The sequence below is a fragment of the Halohasta litorea genome (assembly GCF_024494645.1).
Taxonomy (GTDB): domain Archaea; phylum Halobacteriota; class Halobacteria; order Halobacteriales; family Haloferacaceae; genus Halohasta; species Halohasta litorea.
In genome coordinates this window covers 89,520-108,266 of sequence record NZ_JANHDJ010000007.1, presented here as the reverse complement: position 1 = coordinate 108,266, position 18,747 = coordinate 89,520, and the positions used below count along the sequence as shown (strand labels likewise).

Here is an 18,747-nt window from a genome sequence, read left to right as displayed (position 1 = left end):
TTTTAGTAGTTGGGGACTACTCTTGACGCCGACCGCTGTGGCCGGGGTAATCCCGCTCGAAGCGGTCATCGATCTCCTCGCGGCTGATCTCGATGATCACCGGGCGGCCGTGCGGGCAGGCATAGGGGTTCTCGCAGTCGTCGAGCGCGGCCAGTAGGTCGACGGCAGAGCCGTCGGTCAGCGAGGTGTTGCCGGTGATCGACGGGTAACAGGCGAGATCGGCCAACAACTCGTCGACCGCCGCCTCGACGGTCGCCTCGCCGCCGTCGGCGGCGTCGACGAACTCCATGAGGGCGTCCCGCAGCAGTTCGGGGTCGAGCGTCGTGCTGAAGGCCGCCGGAACCGCATGCACTTCGATCTCGCGGGTCCCCCGGCGTTCGGCTCGAAAGCCGACCTCCGCGAGGCTCTCGCTGTGATCGTCGAACAGTGCGGCCTCGCGGGCCGTTAGTTCGAGGCTAACCGGCTCGGCGAGGGCTTGGGTCGACGGCGAGTCGGCGACGGTCTCCTGGAGCCGCTCGTAGTTTACCCGCTCGTCGGCGGCGTGCTGGTCGATCAAGATCAGTCCGTCGTCGGTCTCGGCGAGCAGGTAGGTGTCGTACAGCTGGCCCAACAGCCGGAGATCCGGCAGGTGGTCGTACTGCCGCCCGTCGGTCGTCTCGCCGCCGGTGAGGGTCTGCTGTGTCGTCGGCTTGCCGAAGCTGTACTGGCGGTCCGTCGACTGGTCTGTGGGCGTTGTGGATTCCGTATACTCCGGCTTCGGATCGTTCGTCGCTGGGGATGGCTGGCTCGTCTCGCTGGCCGATTCGCTGTTGGTCTCACCCGCGGTCTGTGCTGACACCTTTGGGCCACCGTTTGTCTCCGCTTGCGTTGTGGAGCCTGCTTGTTGTCGCGTGTCCTTCGGCGAGTCGCCACCCAGCCCGTCGACCGTCCAGCTATCCTCATCGCTCGGGTCGACCGGCTCGGCAGTGACCGACTCTTCGCTGCTCTCGGTTGCGCTGTTGGGCTCCGGAGCCGGTTCTTCGGCATCGACGGTCTCCCTCGGCGGCTCCTCGGCAGCCGACGCCGACCGGCTCGGTAAGCTATCGGCTGGCTCCCCGATTTCGTCGCTCGGTGTCTCGCTGTCGGCTCCATCGGACCCTTCGGGTGCGATTTCGGTCTCCGCTGGGGCCGACCGACCACGCGGGGCTCCCGACCGGATCAACCCACCGTCGACGAGCGTTCGCTCGACGGCCTCGCTGATGAGATCGGTGACCCCGCCTTCGTCGTCGAACCGCACCTCCGTTTTCCGGGGGTGGACGTTGACATCCACTGATTCGGGCGGCACGTCGACGAACAGCACCGCAAACGGGTACCGATCGGGGGCGAGTTGGCCACCGTAGCCGTCGACGACTGCCCCGCGGAGCGACGCTGCCGTCACGTAGCGGCTGTTGACGAACGTCGCCAGATACGCACGGGTGCTCCGGGTGGTCTCGGGGTGGCTGATGAGCCCCGAAATCGAGTCGACGGGTGCGTCCTCCTCGGTCGAGTACTCGATTTCGAGCATCGATTCGGCGACCTCGCGGCCGTAGACCGCCAACACGGCCGACCGGAGCGACCCGCTTCCCTCGGTCGCAAACAGTTCGCGCTCGTTGTGGGTCAGCGAGACCGCCACCTCGGGGTTCGCCAGCGCGTACTGACTCACGACGGTGTTGATGTGGTCGAACTCCGTACTATCGCGCTTGAGGAACTTCTTGCGAGCGGGCGTGTTGAAAAACAAGTCTTCGACCTCGACGGTCGTTCCCTCCGGACAGCCCGCTGGCTGGGGGTCGCCCATCGTGCCACCGTCGACGGTGAGTTCGGTCCCGGCTGTGCCGCCCTGTGGCCGCGAGCGGATCGTCAGCCGCGAGACCGCGCCGATCGTCGACAGTGCCTCCCCCCGAAAGCCGAGACTGCCGACCCCGGCTTCGAGATCGTCGATCCCGCTGATCTTGCTGGTCGCGTGTTCTGCGACCGCCCGCGACAGTTCCGACTCGGGAATCCCGCGGCCGTCGTCGCTGACGCGAATGCCGTTTTTGCCGCCGCGGTCGACCGTCACGTCGATCCGGCTCGCCCCGGCATCGAGGCTGTTTTCGATCAGTTCCTTGACGACCGAGGCGGGCCGTTCGACCACCTCTCCGGCGGCGATCCGCTGGACGGTCGACTCGTCGAGCGGGCGGATCTCCGGATGGGTGTCAGTCATCGTCCATCGGCCGGGCGAGGGTCGGCTGGGCGTCCAACAGTTCGTCGATCGCCCGCTGGTGGATGCTGACGGTCAGAAACTCGTCTCTGGCGGTTCGTGGACTGACCCACGCGTAATCACAGTGTTCGTGGCTCAGCGTGACGTCTTTCGAGTCGGTCTCACACCAGTAGACGACGCTGAACCGCCCCCTGCCGACGTCGTTGCGCCACGCGGCGGTATGGACCGGCTCCTGGATGTCGACCGACAGCCCGGTCTCCTCCCGGACTTCGCGTTTGACCCCGACGAGTGGCTCCTCGTAGGCCCCCATGCGGCCCCCCGGGAGTTCCCACGTCTCGGGGTCCATTTGCATTACCAGCAGATCGCTGTCCGGCGAGAGGACGATCGCTTTCTGACTGACCTCCGCGATCAGCGGCTGGTCGGTCATCGATCCCTCCCCGCGGCTGCGGCCGCCATCGGCCGTGGTGACTGTGTGGCCGGGTTCTGTGGTCGTTGGGGGAACACCCACACACTCCGATTCGAATTCATTACCGTATAGACGTGGGTATGGCCTATCAATCCACTGCCGAAAACAGGGGGCCGCAGCGCCGGTCGACCGGCCAGCCTGAACGCGTGTCCGCCTCGTTAGTCGTCTTCGGCCTCGGCGACCTCGCCCTCGATCACGTCTTGGGTGACGACGACTTCGAGTTCCGCCTCCGAGTTGGCGGCCTCGGGATCGAGGTAGCCGGTGACGAACGCGGTGTAGACGCCGTTCGGTTCGGTCGTCACATCGAAGCTCAACACGGCCTCGGGACCAGCGTCTTCGGCTTCGTCCTCTTCGGGGACGGTTTCGTTTTCTCCTTCGTCTTCCTCCTGGAGCAGGCTGATATCGCTCCCGCCGTCGGCTTGAAGACTGGAGAAGATCCCACCGTCGCCGCCGTTTTCGGACTCGTTTCCGCCCCCAGCGCCGCCGTTTGTACCGCCGTTTGCCGGGACGATACTGAGCTCGTAGTCGCCCGCTGGCAGGTCGAAGTACGCCGCATCGCCGAAGGCGACGCCCTCGAACACCGGCGTCTGCCCGACCAGCACGTCGACTGCCGGTGCGTCGGGTGAGGCGTGGATGGCGCGGAGCCGGGAGTTGTTGATCGAGTTCTCCGGTGCGGTGTTTTCGTCGCTGTACAGTTCGAGCTGGAAGCCGCGGTCCATCCCGCCGCCTCCGTTACCCTCTTCCGGCGTTGGGAGGGCGACCGCCGTCGTGTTGCCCGCCGGAACCGACACCTGTTCGTCGAACACCGAGAGCGCTTGGGAGCCCGCGGCCGTGACGCGGATCTGGTGATCGCCAGCAGCAAGCGGGATGTACCCCGTGACATCGGTGTATTCGAGATCGCTGACCACCGGCTCCTCGCCGTCGTCGACGTAGACGTCGACGGCCGGGAAGTCCGGGATCATGTGGGCGATCTGGATCAGGTCCTCGCCGCTACCTTCCTCCGGCTGTTCGTCTTCGGGCTGTTCTTCTTCGGGCTGTTCGTCTTCCGTCTCGTTTTGCTCGGGAGCGTCGGGCTGTTCGCCCTCCGTCTCGTTGCCGCCACCGTTGCCGTCTTCCTGGGCCTCTCCCGCACAGCCTGCGAGGCTTCCAACGACCGCGACACCACCAGCTACCTTGAGAAAGTCCCTGCGTCGTGAGTCATTCATAACAACATCCCACGATTGTGGTCACATACATGTTAATGTTTTTTCAAATACGGAGATAGTCAGGTAGTGGCCTAATGAATAACTGACTAATCCTGATAATACAACAGTAGTTGGACAATACTGTTTGGCTATTTCAGTGAATACGCCTCTCAACGGCCTGTATTGGCATCGTATATAATTATATGAATACAGACATTTAGAACGAACTGAGATTCCACTCCTTGTGAGAATTCAACTATTTATATGTACTTTGTCAGTAGTTAGTACCCCTCTATCAGCGGTGTATCCGTCGGCTACTGGCTAGCGGTCGTCCAGTTGGTCCTGCCACTCCTGGACTTTCGCCATCAGTTCGACGGGGGGTGTTTCGTTGATATCAGTCGACGCGATGGCTTCGAGCACGGCCTCGGCCGCCGGGTCGACCGACTGTTGAACTGGCGTTGTCGCCCCGCCGCCCGCTTCGTGGTCGGTGCTCGCGGTGGTGTCTGTGGCTGCATGGTCCGCTGTTCCGTTGGTCTCGGGGCGCTGAAACTCCCCGGCGCTGAGATCGAACACTGCCTGTGTCGGCTCGGTGTCGCCGCCTGCGCCTTTGGCTTCGATGGCTTTCTCCTCGCGGAGTTTGTCCAGGACGTTCCGCGCTCGGTCGACGACCGGCAGCGGGACGCCCGCCAGGTCGGCGACGTGAATCCCGTAGGAGCGGTCGGTCGGTCCCTCCTGGACCGTCCGCAGAAAGGTAATCTCGCCGTCGCGTTCGTCCGCCGCGACGTGGACGTTGTCGACGCGATCCAGATGGGAGGCCAGCGCGGTCAGTTCGTGGTAGTGGGTCGCAAACAGACAGTGACAGCCGATCCGGTTGTGGATGTACTCGGTCGCGGCCCACGCGATCGAGATCCCGTCGTAGGTCGCCGTGCCGCGACCGACCTCATCGAGGATCACCAGCGAGTCCTCGGTCGCTGAGTGGAGGATGTTCGAGAGCTCCTGCATCTCGACCATGAACGTCGAGCGACCCTGTGCGAGTTCGTCCAGCGCGCCCACCCGCGTGTAGATCCCGTCGACGATCCGCACCGTCGCCGCCCGCGCGGGAACGAAGCTGCCGACCTGCGCCAGCAAAGTGATCAGCGCGGCCTGCCGCATATACGTCGACTTCCCGCTCATGTTGGGGCCGGTGACGATCAGAAAGCCGCGGTCGTCGTCGAGCCGCAGGTCGTTGGGGACGAACTCGGTGGCCTGCTCGACGACGGGATGGCGTCCCGCCTCGATATCGAGGCGGCCGTCAGCCGAGAGCTCCGGCCGATTCCAGTCGTTGGCCGCTGCGTGAGTCGCCAGCGAGCACAGCACGTCGACCTCCGCGATCGCCCGTCCGACATCCTGGAGGAGCGCCGACCGCTCGGCGACCGTCTCGCGGAGCTCCTGGAAGCGTTCGTATTCGAGCTCGCCGCGGGACTCTTCGAGCCGGAGGATCTCCCGTTCCCGTTCGGCCAGTTCGTCGGTGACGAACCGTTTGGAGTTTTTGAGCGTCTTGATGTGCTGGAAGCTCTCGGGCACCGTATCCGCTTGGGATTTCCCCACCTGTATGTAGTAGCCGTCCGTCTTGTTCCGGTCGACGGTCACATGGCTGAGACCGTGTTGCCGTTTGAGCCGATCGGCCAGCCCGTCGAGCCACTCCTCGACCTCGCGGTGGCGCTCGATCAGCTCGTCGAGCTCGTCGTCGAACCCGTGTCTGAACAGGCCACCCTGGGTGACGGTTTTCGGCGGGTCATCGGCGAGTGCCTCGTCGAGGGTCTCCCGAAGGTCGGCCGCCGCCTCCCTGTCGGGTTGCTCGACGACGGTCGACAGCGGCGAGTCGGCCAACTGTCCCCCGGAGATTTCGTCGGCCAGTGCGGGCAACAGGCCGAGAGTGTCCCGGACCGAAAGCAGGTCCCGGGCGTTGGCACTGCCGCTTGCAGCCCGGCTGGCCAGCCGTTCGAGATCGTAGCCGCCGTCTAACGTCTCCCGAAGGCGCTCCCGTGGGAGGGCCGCCGCAGCCAGCGCCGTCACGCAGTCGAGCCGCCGCCGGAGTTCGGTTTCGTCCTGTCGGGGCCGCGTGAGCCACTCCCGCAGCAGCCGCCCGCCGGGGCTGGTTTCGGTGTGGTCGATGGTGTCCATGAGCGAGCCCTCTCCGTCGCCGTGCATCGTCTCGACGAGTTCGAGGTTCCGCTGTGTGGTTCCGTCGAGCGTCAGGTGGTCGGCGGCGGTGTAGGCCTGCAGGCGGGTCATCGACTGTGTGACGCCGACGCCGGTTTCCTCGACGTATGAGAGGATGGCTCCCGCCGCACGCACCGCGAGATCCGACTCGAGGCCGATGCTGTCGACGGTTTCGCTGCCGAACTGCTCCCGGACGGTGTGGGCGCTCCGCCCCGGGGCGAAGGCGTCGGTGTCGAACAGCGTCAGCGAGGCGTCGCTCCGCTCGCGGAGTTGGCGGGCAAACTCGTCGTCCGTCCGCACCTCCGGCCCCGGCAGCACTTCGGCGGGATCGAATCGGTAGAGTTCGGCGTGGGCGTCGGCCGCGGTGTCGACCTCGGTGACGTAGAACTGGCCCGTGGTGATGTCGGCGAAAGCGAGCCCGTAGGGACCGGTCACGTCCCCGGAACTGCCCTCGCTCCGCACGACCGCCGCGAGATACTGGGCGTCGGCGTCGGTCGTCTCGATCAGCGTGCCGGGGGTGATGAGTCGGGTAATCTCGCGGTAGTGGTCGCCGTTGTCGTCCTGGAACTGGTCGGCAACCGCCACCCGGTAGCCGCGGTCGACGAGCGCTTTCATATAGGGGGTGAGCTCCGAGAGCGGAATCCCCGCCATCGGGTACGACGAGCCATGCGAGGACTTCTGGGAGACGGTGAGATCGAGTTCGTCGCTGACCGTTTCGGCGTCGTTGGCGAAGAACTCGTAGAAATCGCCACACTGCATCGCCAAAAGATCCGCGTCGCTGTCGGCTTTGATCGACAGAAATTCCTCGACGATTCCCTGAGACATACCCTCTCTGGGTCCGTCTCCGGCTAAAGCCCTACGGGTCGAACTTTTTCCGCCTCGGGTTCGCCACGGCGAACCGCTCGGCGCAAAAACTTCGATGAAAAAGGGCGGACGGCTCGGCCTCCGGCCTCGCCGTCCGGGAACCGCGCTCGCTCCGCTCGCGCGGATGCTCTTGCTGAACGCAGCCACTGCCTACAGCAGACCAATCACTAATAATACACCGTATTTATATGGTTATTTAAATAGCAGGTAGCAATTGATTCTCCTTTCTATGAGATCCGTCGACGGCACTGCGAGACTGCGGGCGCGAATGCAGCATCCACCCCGATCATGACTTAATACGGTCGGAATTCTCAGTCCGGGATCGATACCTATCAGTGTATCCACCATCCAGCTTGTCAGTATGAAGGAGAAAAACTGGCAATATCTCGTGGGGGCCGTGTGGATTGTATTCGCTCTCATTTCGGCGGGTGTAGGGGTCTTGGAAGATGATCTGTGGTTGGCCACTATGAACGCTGTCGTTAGTATCGCAATGACGCTACTCGGATCTGCGTATTTTTGGCACGACCGGTTCACCGTCTTTCAGTAGAGACGAATATTGAGTACTCTACGAAACCCAAAATGTACGTGAATCCGTGCTGCATCCACGCTCTATGTCTTGTATCTCGTTATCTGCTGATTTATAAATAGAGTCGACTCCCGAGAAGCCGATCAGGGCGCGTAGTAGTACTCGCCCTGCCGCTTTTGGGTCGAGTCCTTCTGACTCCCCGGCTTGTTGATCCGCGGTCGACTCGTCCGCTCGTCGCGCCGGAACGTGATATCGAGATCCGCGAGGAAGTCGTTCATACCTGCGCGCATCTCCTGGGGCATCGCGGCGTGACCATGCTGGGCCGGTTCGCCGTCGAAGACCATCAGCCGGTCGGCCAGCAGGTCGATCATGTAGATGTCGTGGTCGATCACGAGCACCGTGGCGTCGTGGTTCTCGGCGTAGCGCCGGATTGCGGTTGTCGCCTGCACCCGCTGTTCGACGTCGAGGTGGGCCGACGGCTCGTCGAGCACGTAGAGATCCGACTCGTCGGAGAGACACGCGGCGATCGCCACGCGCTGGCGTTCGCCACCCGAGAGATCGGTGAGCTGCTGTTCCATGATCCGCTCCAGCTGCAGCGGCTGGGCGACCTCCGTGTTCCAGTAGGAGGTGCCGAACTCGTCGGTGATCGACGAGAGGAAGCTATCGACCCGCATCGGCTGGTCGATCTCGATGTACTGCGGTTTGTAGGAGATGTCGAGTTCGAAGTCGAGACTCCCCTCGTCGGGGTCGATCGAGCCCGCGAACATCTTGGCGAGCGTCGACTTGCCGATCCCGTTCGGCCCGACGATGCCGAGGACTTCGCCCTCGTAGATCGTCCCACTGTCGACTTCCAGCGAGAACTCGCCTTCGCCGTACGATTTTTCGAGGTCTGGGTACTCCACGAGTGGCATCCCCTTGGTCGTCGCCCGCGGGGCGTGTTCCTCGAAGGTGATCTTCTCGGGGCGAATCCGCATATTCTCGTTGGTGAGGTAGCCTTCGAGGTATTCGTTGATTCCCTTGCGGACCGATTTGGGCGGCGTGATCACACCGAATGCGCCGGGCTCACCGTAGCCGACGTGGATCGAGTCCGCCAAGAGATCGAGAATCGCCAGATCGTGTTCGACCACGAGCATCGAGCGGTCGGTCTCCTCGTCCTCGGCGAGTTCGCGGATGAGTCGCGCGGCGACCATTCGCTGGCCCACGTCGAGGTAGGGCGTGATCTCGTCGAGGAAGTAGAAGTCCGCATCGCGGGCGAGCGTGGCAGCGATCGCCACCCGCTGGAGTTCGCCGCCCGAAATCGAGTCGATCGGCTGGTCCATCACTGGCCGAATGCTGAGGCGGTCGACCAGATAGTCGAGTTCGCCCCGCTCGTCGGTCGCCTCCAGGAGCTCCCGCGTTTTGCCGTCGAACTGTTTGGGGATCTGGTCGACGTACTGTGGTTTGCGGGCGATGTCGATCTCGCCGTCGATCAGGCGGTTGATGAACTGCTGGAGCTCCGAGCCCCGGTAGCGTTCGAGCACCGCATCCCAGCTGGGCTCGTCGCTGTAGTCGCCGAGGTTCGGGATCATCTCCCCGGCGAGTCCGTTGACCGCGGTCGACTTCCCGATCCCGTTGGGTCCCAGAATCCCGGTCACCTTGCCGGGCTCCGGGACGGGGAGGCCGTAGAGCGCGAAGGCGTTTTCGTTGTAGCGGTGGGTCGGCTCTTCGGTGAGCTCCTGGGGAAGATTGATGATTTCGATCGCGTCGAAGGGACATTTCTCGACGCAGATCCCGCAGGTTTCGCCCAGACAGATCTCCTCGGAGATCCGCACCTGATCGGGGTCGCCGGTTTCGGCGTCCTCGCCGCGGACGGTGATACACTCCTTGCCCGTCCGGTTTGGCGGGCAGAAGTTGGCACACTCGTAGTTACAACGGTCGGGTTGACAGCGGTCGAGGTCGACGACCGCGATGCTGTCATCGGCCATTAGAAGCTCACCGCCGAGGTGAGCAGGATGGCGTAGGTGATAAACCAGAGACAGAACGTCATGAACGATACGAAGAGGTTGTCCTTGATGCCGAACTCGCCGATGTCGACGCCGACGAGCTTGAGGATCGGGTACTGTGCGAACACCGCGATCCCCATGATGAGGACGGCCTGGATATCGGCCGCCGCTTCGGGTGTTGTCCCGACGACGACCGCCGAGGCCAGCCCTGCGAGAATCCCCCCAAGGCAAGCACTCGTCGTGACGGTCACTCCGCGCATGTGGTCGGAGAGACCGGATGCCGATTCAGTAGCCATGGTCGCCGTTCGGCGTCGGTCATGAAAAGCAGTTCGTTTACAACCCAGCGGTGACGCCGCGGCGGTGGATTGCTGGTCAAATTTTATAACAGTGTGCCGTTTCAGTAGGGATGATGGCAGGAACAGATCAAGAGGACCTCGACGATCTGCCACCGAGCGCCAAGCTGGTTTTCAAGGTGCTCGAATACAACGGCACGCTGACACAGAAGGGGATCGTCGAGGAGTCGATGCTGTCGGCTCGAACCGTGCGGTATGCGCTCGAACGGCTCGAAGCTATCGGCGTCGTCGACGAGGACGTATATTTCGCGGATGCTCGGCAGAACATCTACGAACTCACACCCGAAGCCGAGACGGCACCGAGTGCCGACTGACTCAACTCTCTTTGGCGAGCCGTGCGACCCGAACGCCGGTCAACACCAGTATTACCAGTAGTGCCGTCGCCGATGCGAAGACGACCGCCAGCATGAGAAACCAGCCTTCGGGCCCGAGAACTGGATACTCTCGCGTCGTGACGACCGGGCCGAACAGTTCGAACACTCGGATCGCGTAGGCTACGACCGCCACGCCGACGCCAACGATGAGGCCGATGCCGACGTTTCGTTTCACCGCAAGAGCCTCCATCAACGTCTCCGGTTGGCTGTCGGATGAAGCGTCGCTCACACCGTCCCGTAGCCACTGGATAACTAAATCCACACCGGATTGACTCGCCGGACCGGTGCTGCTCCACACCACTGACCGTCGACTTCCAATCAGCGGTAGGCCTTGAACTCCTCTCCGAAGAGGAGGAAGTAGCCGGTGCCTACCAGTCCGATCACGGTCGCCAACCCGAAGGCAAGCAGCGGGCTCTCGGGTATCAGCTGTCCCGTGCCGACCGGATTCGCCACGCCACCGTAGAGCGCGCCGCCGAGCGCGCCGCTCGGGATCACGATGACGTTCCGCAGCAGGTAGTACGAGCCCGTCACTCGACCCCCGGCTCCCGCCTCCGCGGGGCCGACGATCAGAGCCTTGTGGGCCGGGAGCCCCGCAAAGCGGAGTCCGGAGATCGCAAACAACACGACCAACACCGGCGCGGTGGCCGGGGCACTGATAAGCAGGATCGGAAAGATCGCATACACCGCAAAGCCGGTCGCCACGACCGGTTTCAGTCCGACCCGTTCGGCCATCGCCGCCGCCGGAGCCATCACCAGCAGGGCGATCGCCATCTCGACGCCAAGTAGGACGCCGAAGAAGGCATCCGGCGAGAGACTCCGGCTCCCGATGACCGGGAGCGGGATCGTCACGTCACTGGTGAGCGCGCTGGTGACGACAATAATAAAGAAGGCGTACACCATCCCGTTGGCGAACCGGACCAGCGTGTCGCCGATCAAAAGCGGGCGGAGCGTCGACGGCATCTCCTGGAGATCCTCCCGAATTTGGTCGACGCCCGCAAAGGAGTCGCCGAAGGAGTCGTCGCTGGCGTCGTAGTAGAAATGCTGGACCACGGTTGCGATTGCCCCAAAGACGACTGCCACCGCCAGCACGTAGCGGAAACTCAGCTCGAAGCTCGGATGGAGCGAGAGCAGCCCGGCGGCCACGAGGGGGCCGAGCAGAAAGGCGCTCCGGCGGAAGGTTTCGGTGCTGGCGAACCCCCGGGCCAGCTGGCTCGGCTCGACGCTCTGTTTGACGATGGCGAACGTCGCCCCGAGCCCGAAGGATTTCCACGCCTGCGCAAGCACGAGGCCGACGAACACCCAGAGCCACGGCTGGATCGAGAGGCCGCCGATGGTGATCGTCCCGAAGGCGGGGGCGACCAGCCAGACGCCGAAGCCGAGCGTCGAGGCGAGGCCGAACAGCGTCAGGGCGTATCGGGAGCCGATGCGGTCCGAGACCATGCCGCCGGGGTAGGGGTAGACGGCGCTGATCAGGTTGCCGACGGTGCTGAACAGCCCGATCACGAGCGCGCTCGCGCCGAGGACCTCCAGATACCGCGGGAGGAAGCGGGTGGTCATCTGGAAGCCGAGGCTGAAGGCGAACATCGCCACCGAGAGGACGAACACGTCGCCGCGGAGCGAGAGGAACTGCCGGTAGCCCGCCAGTGGCCCGGCTTCGCGGTCGCTCATTGGTGGCTGTTCCCGGCCATGCCGCAAAACAGCACCGGAACCGGTGGTCGACGGCTGCGACCCGGTCGACACCGGATCTCGAACCGGTCGCTAGGGCACCGAAACCACTCGATGGCGGGTGGTCGTCTCGTTGGCCCCGACCGAACTTCTAAAGGTCGGTGCGTCCCTCACTCCGAGCAATGACGATCTCGCTCGGCACCGCGAGCGCGGCCCCCGGTGAGTCAGCCATCGGCCGGCTCGACATCGGCGAAACCCGCGACGGCAGCAGTGTCGGACTCCCGGTGGCCGTAATCAACGGTGTCGACGACGGCAAACGCCTCTATCTGCAGGCAGTCAGCGACGGCGACGAACTCAACGGGCTCGGTGTGATCCGCCGGGTCGTCCCCCAGCTCGATCCGGCGAGGCTGTCGGGGGCAATCCTCGTCGTCGGCATCGTCAACTACCACGGCTTCCAGGTGGCCGAACACCGTAATCCGATCGACGACCGGAAACTGAACCGGACGTTTCCCGGCGACCACACCGGCAGCTCCAGCGAGCGCATTTCGGCGGCGGTGTTCGACGCCGCCAAGACTGCCGATCTGATTTTGGACCTTCATCAGGGCTCGACCAGCCGGATGATCGACGAGGTCCGGGTTCGGTGTGGCCGCCGACACAGCCTTCACAGCGAGTGTCTCCAGTTGGCCAAAGTCTTCGACTGCGGCTACGTCCTCGACCAGAAAGGCCCCGAGGGCCAACTCGCCCGCGTCGCCCCCGATGAGGGGATTCCGACGGTCGACCCCGAACTCGGCGGCGCGGTCGGCTTCGGCGAGGAGAGCATTCAGCGGGGCGTCGAGGGCGTCTTTAACGTGCTCAGACACTACGGCTTCCTGGACGGCGAGGTCTCGACGAGTCGCCAGACACGGGCCAAACGGTTCGACCAGTTCGGCGCGCCGGTCGGCGGCATCGTCGACTACCGGGCCGACCTCGGCGCACGCGTCTCGGCCGGTGAGCCGCTGTTCGAGATAACGGACGCCTTCGGCCAGTCCAAAGCGACCGTCGAGGCCGACAACGACGGCATCTTCTGGCGGTCTCGACGACTGCCGCAGGTCGCCGCCGGTGAGTACGTTTGTTCGGTCGGCACCAACGTCGACAGCTATTAGCTCAGCGCTCGGGATGGATCGGTGCGTCGAACCCGCCCCGAACCAGTGGGCGGGCAATGTGTCGGCGGGCGACCGGCGGCACCTCGTACCACCCTCTCTCAAGCCCTCGGTCGACTTCGCGGCTAACTTTTCCCGGCCTGCTCGTTCCACAGTCCCGACACCGGTAGCCCTGATCCCGGCCCGCCGATTTCATGCGTCGACCGCAGCTGGAACACTCCGGAGTCACCTGCTCGGTCCGGTTCAGCTCCCGTGCCGCGAACTTTTCGAGTTTAATTGTCCCGTCGCTGTGCTCGCCGCAGACGGTCAGTCGGTCGCCGACGCGGAGCCCACGAACCCGGTCGCGGAACCGTTTCGTGGGTTCGAAGGCCACGCAGTCGACCGTCGCTACGTTCGACCTGTCCTCGGCGGCTAACTTAAAAAAGACGTGGCCGCCCTGCCGCGTTTCGGGATCGGTAGCGACAACGCCGTCGACCCGGTAGCCCGTCCCCTCTTGGAGCGAGCCGACCGCTCCGGCGGCGAGATGTTGGTCGGTGCCCTGATTAGTTTTAAAAGTCGACCAGCGGTCGACCGGTTCGGTACCATCGGCGCTCCCGATCTCGGCGGCGACCTGCCGGGTCGCTTCGGGGTCGTCGCCCCGAATCCCATACAAGATTGGCCCCGGAGCGTTGGGGACACAGACCGCTTCGGCGGCCTCGCGGTCGACGGTATCCCACACCTCGGGATACCCCGCCTCGGCGCTTTTAAATACGGCCTCGGTGTCGATTGTACGGGGTGTGCCACAGCGGTCGAACTCGCGGTAGGCGATCGTCTCGTAGGTCCACTCCCCGAAGGCTTCCCATGCACCAACTGCGGCCAGCGCACCGATCCGTCCCCGCCCCTCGACATCGCAACCCGCACCGGCCCAGCCGCGGTGATGATAGCCCGCGTCGTCGATCACCTCGAGCGTGTTTTCAAGTGAGAGTCGGTGGCGGATCGCTCGCCGGGCGTGGTCGACCACTGGGTCGGGGACGGTTTCGGGCCGACCGGGGGCGACGACTACTCCTGGACTCGTTCGGCTGTCGGCGTCGATCGCCAGCGACTCCAGATGGTCGCAGGCCACCTCGAAGGCTCGGTCGGCGTCGAGATCGGTGTGGAGCGCGAGGGCGGCGTTGCCTCGTGTTTTGTGTTTCACCGCGGGGTTGAGTCGCACGAGAAGGCGGCGGTCGACGCTGCCGCCGTCGGCCTCGATCGTCTCGGCGAGCCGCGCGGCGAGGTAGGTCGTACACATCCCCTCGCTGCGGGAGTCGGTATCGTCGAGGCCGATGACTGTCATCGCTCAGGGTAGCCGACCGGCGGAAAAACCGCTTTCGGCTCCGACCGTCTATATAAAACTCCGGATCTCCGTCAGCGGGTAATCCAGTGACGCAAGCCCGACGGTCCGTTTCGGCGACGCAACACATATATGTCGCAAATCGCCTAGATTCGGTTATGTCACGAACAGCACTGGTCGGCAACATCACCGCGATGCTGGAGGATGCGGGGTTCCTCGTCAGCGAGCGGTGTTCGGTCCGACCCAAGAGTTTCGACCTTGCAGCCCGCCGCGGCGAGGACCTCGTGCTCTTGAAAATCCTCGGCAATATCGACGCCTTCACGGGCGAAACGGGTGCCGAGCTCCGACGGCTGGGCGACTACCTGTCGGCGACGCCGCTGGTGATCGGCCTGCGGACGCGCAACGAGGACCTCGAACCCGGCGTCGTCTACTTCCGCCACGGCGTGCCGGTGTTCAACCCCGACACCGCCTACGACCTGTTCATCGAGGAGGTCCCGCCGCTGATTTACGCCGCTCCCGGTGGGCTGTACGTCAGTATCGACGGCGATCTGATCGCCGACGAACGGGAGGAGCGCGGCTGGAGTCTAGGTCGGCTTGCCAACGAACTCGGCGTCTCTCGCCGAACAGTGTCCAAATACGAAGACGGGATGAACGCCTCCATCGAGGTGGCGATCAAGCTCGAAGAGCTGTTCAACGAGCCGTTTTCGAACCCCGTCTCGGTGTTCGACGGGGCCGAAGACGTCCGCGACGCCGACCCGATCCCCGAGGGGCCGGACGTCGACCCCGACGACGCACACGTCCTGTCGACGCTCACGGAGGCTGGGTTCGACGTCCACCCCACCAACCGCTCGCCGTTTAAAGCCGTCAGCGAGGACAGCGACTCCCGTGAGCGCACCGTGCTGACAGGGCACTCGTCGTTCACACCGAGTGCCGAAAAACGCGCCCGCCTGATGAGTTCGATCGGCCGAGTGACCGAGACGCGGTCGATCTACTTCACGACCGATCGGGTCAAACGGGAGTCGGTCGAAGGCACGGCGATCGTCTCCTGTGAAGAATTAGCGTCGATCGACGACCCCGACCGGATTCGGGAGCTGATCCGCGAGCGGTCGGCCGAACCCGACGAGTAGCCTCGATCAGGCGTAATGCTGTTCGAGGTGGGCGACGATATCGTCGCTTTCGGGCATTCCGTCGATGCCGTGTTCCTCGTCGATGAGCACCGGGACACCGGCCTGCCCGCTTACCTCCTGGACCTCGGTGCGCTCGCTCCGCGCGCTGGGCACTTTGCGGGACTCGTAGTCGAGGCCGAGTTCGTCGAGTTTGCTCGTGACTTTCGCACAGAACGGACAGCCGGGCAGTTCGTACAGGATGAGATCTGACATCACCCGGTGTAGGGTCGCCATATAAAAGAATCCCGTGATCGGATGTTTTCGAGACGCACAACCGTCGTGCGCTGAGACAACTGTCAGCTCCTGGACCGTCCGTGCCCGCTGCCGCGGCTACTCGAACGTCGACAGCGCCCCGACCGGCGCGTCGGTCAGTTCTTGGGCCCGCGACATTCCCTGATCGCCGACCGCAATGAGCGCGAAGACGCCCGCGACGGGAGCCTCGGCCTGCCGGGCGATATCCAACAGGAGTTCCTGGGTTTCGCCCGACCGGATCAGGTCGTCGACGATCAACACCGACTCCCCGGCGTCCAGCGCGCAGGCGGGCAGATAGTAGGTGAGTTCGATTCCCGAGGCCAGCCGCTGGCGGGATTCGATGAACTCCTCGACGGCGGTCTCCTTTGATTTCTTCGCATACGCGAGCCGGGCGTCGAAGTAGGAGGCCATCGCCGCCCCGATAGTGATGCCGTCGGTGGCCGCGGTCAGCACCACATCGGGCCGCTCGAAGCCGAAACTGTTGGCCGCCACGGGGGCGACGAGATCCAAAAACGACTGGTCGAAGACGACCGCCGAGTTGTCGACGTATCCCTCGTCGTCGAAACTCACTCTGGCTTTGAGTTCGTCGGCCAGCGCGTCTCGTCCAATGCCCTCGACGACCTCGCGGGCGCGTTCGGTGCCGGGGAGGACGTGACCGTTGACATAGCGGTTGAGATCGCCCGCCGGGAGGCCTGTGACCTCGGACAGCTCCTCGTAGGTCCGGGTCTCTTTGAGCATCCGGAGGACGGCGACCGCCTGTAGCTGGAGGGCGGCCTTCTCTGCTCTGTTCATACTGTTTTACTCACTTTTGTGCAACCATGAATACGTCGATACCCAAACGAGGCGAGATAGCCATTGCTGTGGATATTGTAGTCGACTCCGCCTCGACTTTTTTGAACACGCGTCGGCGAGCTACCGCTCTCGAACCACGACGAACTCCGCGAGATCCCGGAGGTAGGCTTTGGCGTCGGTGTCGTCGACGCCGGTTCGGTCGAGGGCTTGGAGGGCGAGTTCGGACTGCTCGCGGGCGCGAGCGTCGCCCTCCTCGGGAGTGAGGTCGGTGACCTGTACCAGCGAGGGTCGGTCCATCACCTCGTCCTGTCCGGCGGGTTTGCCGAGGTCGTCTGACTCGGCAGTGGCATCGAGCACGTCGTCCCGGATTTGGAAGGCCACCCCGACCCGTTCGGCGTACTCGCCGAAGGCCTCGACTGTCGCGGCGTCGGCCTCCCCGGCGACCGCGCCGAGTTCGGCGGCCGCCCGGAACAGCGCGCCCGTCTTCCGCCGGGCCAGCGTCATGTATTCGTCCTCGGTAGTGGGTCGGTCGACCAGTTCGGTCGCCTCGCCCTCGCCGAGTTCGACCATGGATTCGGCCACGATCTGCATTGCTCGCTCGTTGCCCAGAAAGAGGCCGAAGGCCTCGCCGAGCAGGCCGTCGCTGGCGATAATTGCGGGGCCGTAGCCGTGGGCCGCCCACGCGCTGGGGGTGCCGCGGCGGACCTCCGAGCGGTCGATGATGTCGTCGATCACCAGCGAGGCGTTGTGGACGAGTTCGATCCCGGCGGCGAAGTCGACTGCCGTCTCGGGCTCGCCGCCGAGAGCCTCACAGGCGAGCAGCGTCACCGCGGGGCGGACGCGCTTGCCGCCCGCCAGCACGACGCTTTCGAGCTGGTCGGCGAGTTCGTCGGGAGCGGTCGACTCGATCACCGATTCGAGTCGCCTGTTTACCATCCCGACCCGACGCTCCAGATACTCCATTGGCTCCGGGTAGGGACTCTCGGCGCAAGTAGGTGACGGAACTGCCGTTCGGCCCGCCCCGTCGCCCGGCTCTTAGCGTTCGTCGTCCTCGTCGACCCGCGAGCCGTCGAGGGCGTCGACATCCGGCAGTGAGATGAGGTTCTCCCGGCCGATGCGAAGCTTCGTGATCTCGTCGTCGTCGGCCATCGACGACAACAGCTGTGAGACCTTGGCGTCGGACCACTTGGTCTCGCTGACGATGTCGGCCTGTCGCATCCGGCCGCCGTTGCGTTCGAGCAGGCGGATCACCCGCTCGTCGTCGGCCAGCAGCGAGAGGTCCTCCTCGGGTTCACTGGGTTCGTCGGTATCCGGTGTTGTGGGTGTAGATGGCTCGTCAACGTCGTCGCCCCCGTCGGCCGTGTCGTCGCCGCCGTTGGCATCCATTCGCGGCCCGCTGTCGATCGGCTCCTTTTGTCGGCGCAACAGCAGCGCGCCGCCGACGATCGCGACCCCGATGACGACAGCCGCCGCAAGCAGCCCCCACGACGGCCCGAAGGAGGGTTCGAGCGTGATCCGAATGAGTTCCTCGGAGTCGAAGGTGTGTGGTCCCTCGACGACGACCGTGTTGTCCGAAAAGGCAACGTTCGCGCTCGTGATCGCATAGCCGCGGGGGGTCGTGACCCGGAGCTCCTGGTTCTCGCCGAGCGAGGAGAGCCACGCGCTCTCGTCGGTAGTCTTGAGTGCGTCGTTGAACACGAGTTTCTCGCCGTCCTCGGCGAGGAACTCCGTCCAGCGGAACGACAGCCGGAGGGTGCCGACGTTCCCGCGGAGGCTACTGGAGCGGTCGACCGACTCGATCGCCATCGACCGATTGGTCTGGGCGCTGGCTTGGGCGGCGAGGTTCTCATACAGCGAGACGTCCAGCCCGCCGCTGGCGCTGCCCGACTCGAACTCCTCGGCGATCCCGGTGAAGGCTTCACGTTCGGCTTCGCTTGTGAGCTCGTACTCGACGGTCACGACCCAGTTGGCACTCCGGTCGGACTGGAGGTTGACCGTGAACGTCGTTGAGGGGTTCGATGCTGCGTCGGATAACTGTGCGATGGTCTGGTCGCTCTCGATTGCGGGGCGGATCTCTTCTCCCCCGAGTGTGTCGCTGTCGGCCGCGAGGTTCCCACTCGGCGCTCCCATACTGGCAGCAGCAACCGGGCTGGCACCCAGTGAGAGGAGGACGATGAAGACGACTGAGAGGGCGACAGACCGCATATCAGGCAACTCACAGTCGTCGCGGAAAACGCTTTCTATCACTCCGATTC

Annotated in this window: 16 protein-coding genes; 3 read left to right on the top strand and 13 right to left on the bottom strand. The window is 64.3% G+C overall.

Annotated features, from left to right (window positions below):
• Positions 1-16: 16 nt before the first annotated feature.
• From mutL to NO877_RS16040, 6 genes are all read right to left on the bottom strand, one after another.
• Positions 17-2,218, bottom strand: coding sequence for a DNA mismatch repair endonuclease MutL (gene mutL, locus NO877_RS16065; RefSeq protein WP_256397366.1), 2,202 nt, complete (start codon positions 2,216-2,218; stop codon positions 17-19).
• Positions 2,211-2,723, bottom strand: a complete 513-nt coding sequence (locus NO877_RS16060; RefSeq protein ID WP_256397365.1) for an NUDIX hydrolase — start codon at positions 2,721-2,723, stop codon at positions 2,211-2,213. Before NO877_RS16060 ends, mutL begins: the two co-directional genes overlap by 8 nt.
• A gap of 116 nt (positions 2,724-2,839) precedes the next feature.
• Positions 2,840-3,886: a DUF4397 domain-containing protein gene (locus NO877_RS16055; RefSeq protein WP_256397364.1), complete on the bottom strand. Its 1,047-nt coding sequence runs from the start codon at positions 3,884-3,886 to the stop codon at positions 2,840-2,842.
• Between the two features lie 300 nt (positions 3,887-4,186).
• Positions 4,187-6,892: a DNA mismatch repair protein MutS gene (gene mutS, locus NO877_RS16050; RefSeq protein ID WP_256397363.1), complete on the bottom strand. Its 2,706-nt coding sequence runs from the start codon at positions 6,890-6,892 to the stop codon at positions 4,187-4,189.
• Positions 6,893-7,600: 708 nt separating this feature from the next.
• Positions 7,601-9,421, bottom strand: coding sequence for a ribosome biogenesis/translation initiation ATPase RLI (locus tag NO877_RS16045; RefSeq protein ID WP_256397362.1), 1,821 nt, complete (start codon positions 9,419-9,421; stop codon positions 7,601-7,603).
• Positions 9,421-9,735, bottom strand: coding sequence for an EMC6-like membrane protein (locus tag NO877_RS16040; protein WP_256397361.1), 315 nt, complete (start codon positions 9,733-9,735; stop codon positions 9,421-9,423). The genes NO877_RS16045 and NO877_RS16040 overlap by 1 nt, the downstream gene beginning before the upstream one ends.
• Positions 9,736-9,848: 113 nt before the next feature.
• Between NO877_RS16040 and NO877_RS16035 the strand changes: the two genes are divergently transcribed.
• Positions 9,849-10,106, top strand: a complete 258-nt coding sequence (locus NO877_RS16035) for a MarR family transcriptional regulator (RefSeq protein ID WP_256397360.1) — start codon at positions 9,849-9,851, stop codon at positions 10,104-10,106.
• 1 nt (position 10,107) lies between these two features.
• Here NO877_RS16035 and NO877_RS16030 read toward each other — a convergent pair whose 3' ends face one another.
• A complete protein-coding gene (locus tag NO877_RS16030) occupies positions 10,108-10,356 on the bottom strand; it encodes a DUF7536 family protein (RefSeq protein WP_256397542.1) in 249 nt (82 codons plus the stop codon).
• Between the two features lie 128 nt (positions 10,357-10,484).
• A complete protein-coding gene (locus tag NO877_RS16025) occupies positions 10,485-11,834 on the bottom strand; it encodes an MFS transporter (protein ID WP_256397359.1) in 1,350 nt (449 codons plus the stop codon).
• A gap of 179 nt (positions 11,835-12,013) precedes the next feature.
• Here NO877_RS16025 and NO877_RS16020 point away from each other — a divergent pair, with 179 nt between their 5' ends.
• Positions 12,014-12,973, top strand: coding sequence for a succinylglutamate desuccinylase/aspartoacylase family protein (locus NO877_RS16020; RefSeq protein WP_256397358.1), 960 nt, complete (start codon positions 12,014-12,016; stop codon positions 12,971-12,973).
• Between the two features lies 1 nt (position 12,974).
• Here NO877_RS16020 and NO877_RS16015 read toward each other — a convergent pair whose 3' ends face one another.
• Complete coding sequence (locus NO877_RS16015) at positions 12,975-14,285, bottom strand: tRNA(Ile)(2)-agmatinylcytidine synthase (protein WP_256397357.1); 1,311 nt, start codon at positions 14,283-14,285, stop codon at positions 12,975-12,977.
• A 155-nt stretch (positions 14,286-14,440) separates the two neighbouring features.
• On the opposite strand from NO877_RS16015, the gene NO877_RS16010 reads away from it, so the two are divergent.
• Positions 14,441-15,409: a transcriptional regulator gene (locus tag NO877_RS16010; protein ID WP_256397356.1), complete on the top strand. Its 969-nt coding sequence runs from the start codon at positions 14,441-14,443 to the stop codon at positions 15,407-15,409.
• A gap of 6 nt (positions 15,410-15,415) precedes the next feature.
• Here NO877_RS16010 and NO877_RS16005 read toward each other — a convergent pair whose 3' ends face one another.
• The 4 genes from NO877_RS16005 to NO877_RS15990 form a co-directional block, all read right to left on the bottom strand.
• Positions 15,416-15,661 carry a glutathione S-transferase N-terminal domain-containing protein gene (locus tag NO877_RS16005; protein ID WP_256397355.1) on the bottom strand — a complete coding sequence of 82 codons (246 nt, stop codon included), beginning with the start codon at positions 15,659-15,661 and terminating at the stop codon, positions 15,416-15,418.
• Positions 15,662-15,778: 117 nt separating this feature from the next.
• Entirely contained in the window at positions 15,779-16,492 is a 714-nt protein-coding gene (locus NO877_RS16000) for a phosphoribosyltransferase family protein (protein WP_256397354.1), read from the bottom strand.
• A 120-nt stretch (positions 16,493-16,612) separates the two neighbouring features.
• A complete protein-coding gene (locus tag NO877_RS15995) occupies positions 16,613-17,455 on the bottom strand; it encodes a polyprenyl synthetase family protein (protein WP_256397353.1) in 843 nt (280 codons plus the stop codon).
• Positions 17,456-17,527: 72 nt separating this feature from the next.
• A complete protein-coding gene (locus NO877_RS15990) occupies positions 17,528-18,697 on the bottom strand; it encodes a helix-turn-helix transcriptional regulator (protein WP_256397352.1) in 1,170 nt (389 codons plus the stop codon).
• Between the last annotated feature and the right edge of the window lie 50 nt (positions 18,698-18,747).

Coding starts and splice junctions, on each gene's coding strand:
- NO877_RS16040 (WP_256397361.1), bottom strand. CDS start 9,735: ATGGCTACTGAATCGGCATCCGGTCTCTCCGACCACATGCGCGGAGTG.
- NO877_RS16035 (WP_256397360.1), top strand. CDS start 9,849: ATGGCAGGAACAGATCAAGAGGACCTCGACGATCTGCCACCGAGCGCC.
- NO877_RS15990 (WP_256397352.1), bottom strand. CDS start 18,697: ATGCGGTCTGTCGCCCTCTCAGTCGTCTTCATCGTCCTCCTCTCACTG.
- mutL (WP_256397366.1), bottom strand. CDS start 2,218: ATGACTGACACCCATCCGGAGATCCGCCCGCTCGACGAGTCGACCGTC.
- NO877_RS16045 (WP_256397362.1), bottom strand. CDS start 9,421: ATGGCCGATGACAGCATCGCGGTCGTCGACCTCGACCGCTGTCAACCC.
- mutS (WP_256397363.1), bottom strand. CDS start 6,892: ATGTCTCAGGGAATCGTCGAGGAATTTCTGTCGATCAAAGCCGACAGC.
- NO877_RS16015 (WP_256397357.1), bottom strand. CDS start 14,285: ATGACAGTCATCGGCCTCGACGATACCGACTCCCGCAGCGAGGGGATG.
- NO877_RS16030 (WP_256397542.1), bottom strand. CDS start 10,356: ATGGAGGCTCTTGCGGTGAAACGAAACGTCGGCATCGGCCTCATCGTT.
- NO877_RS15995 (WP_256397353.1), bottom strand. CDS start 17,455: ATGGAGTATCTGGAGCGTCGGGTCGGGATGGTAAACAGGCGACTCGAA.
- NO877_RS16010 (WP_256397356.1), top strand. CDS start 14,441: ATGTCACGAACAGCACTGGTCGGCAACATCACCGCGATGCTGGAGGAT.
- NO877_RS16020 (WP_256397358.1), top strand. CDS start 12,014: ATGACGATCTCGCTCGGCACCGCGAGCGCGGCCCCCGGTGAGTCAGCC.
- NO877_RS16025 (WP_256397359.1), bottom strand. CDS start 11,834: ATGAGCGACCGCGAAGCCGGGCCACTGGCGGGCTACCGGCAGTTCCTC.
- NO877_RS16005 (WP_256397355.1), bottom strand. CDS start 15,661: ATGTCAGATCTCATCCTGTACGAACTGCCCGGCTGTCCGTTCTGTGCG.
- NO877_RS16055 (WP_256397364.1), bottom strand. CDS start 3,886: ATGAATGACTCACGACGCAGGGACTTTCTCAAGGTAGCTGGTGGTGTC.
- NO877_RS16000 (WP_256397354.1), bottom strand. CDS start 16,492: ATGAACAGAGCAGAGAAGGCCGCCCTCCAGCTACAGGCGGTCGCCGTC.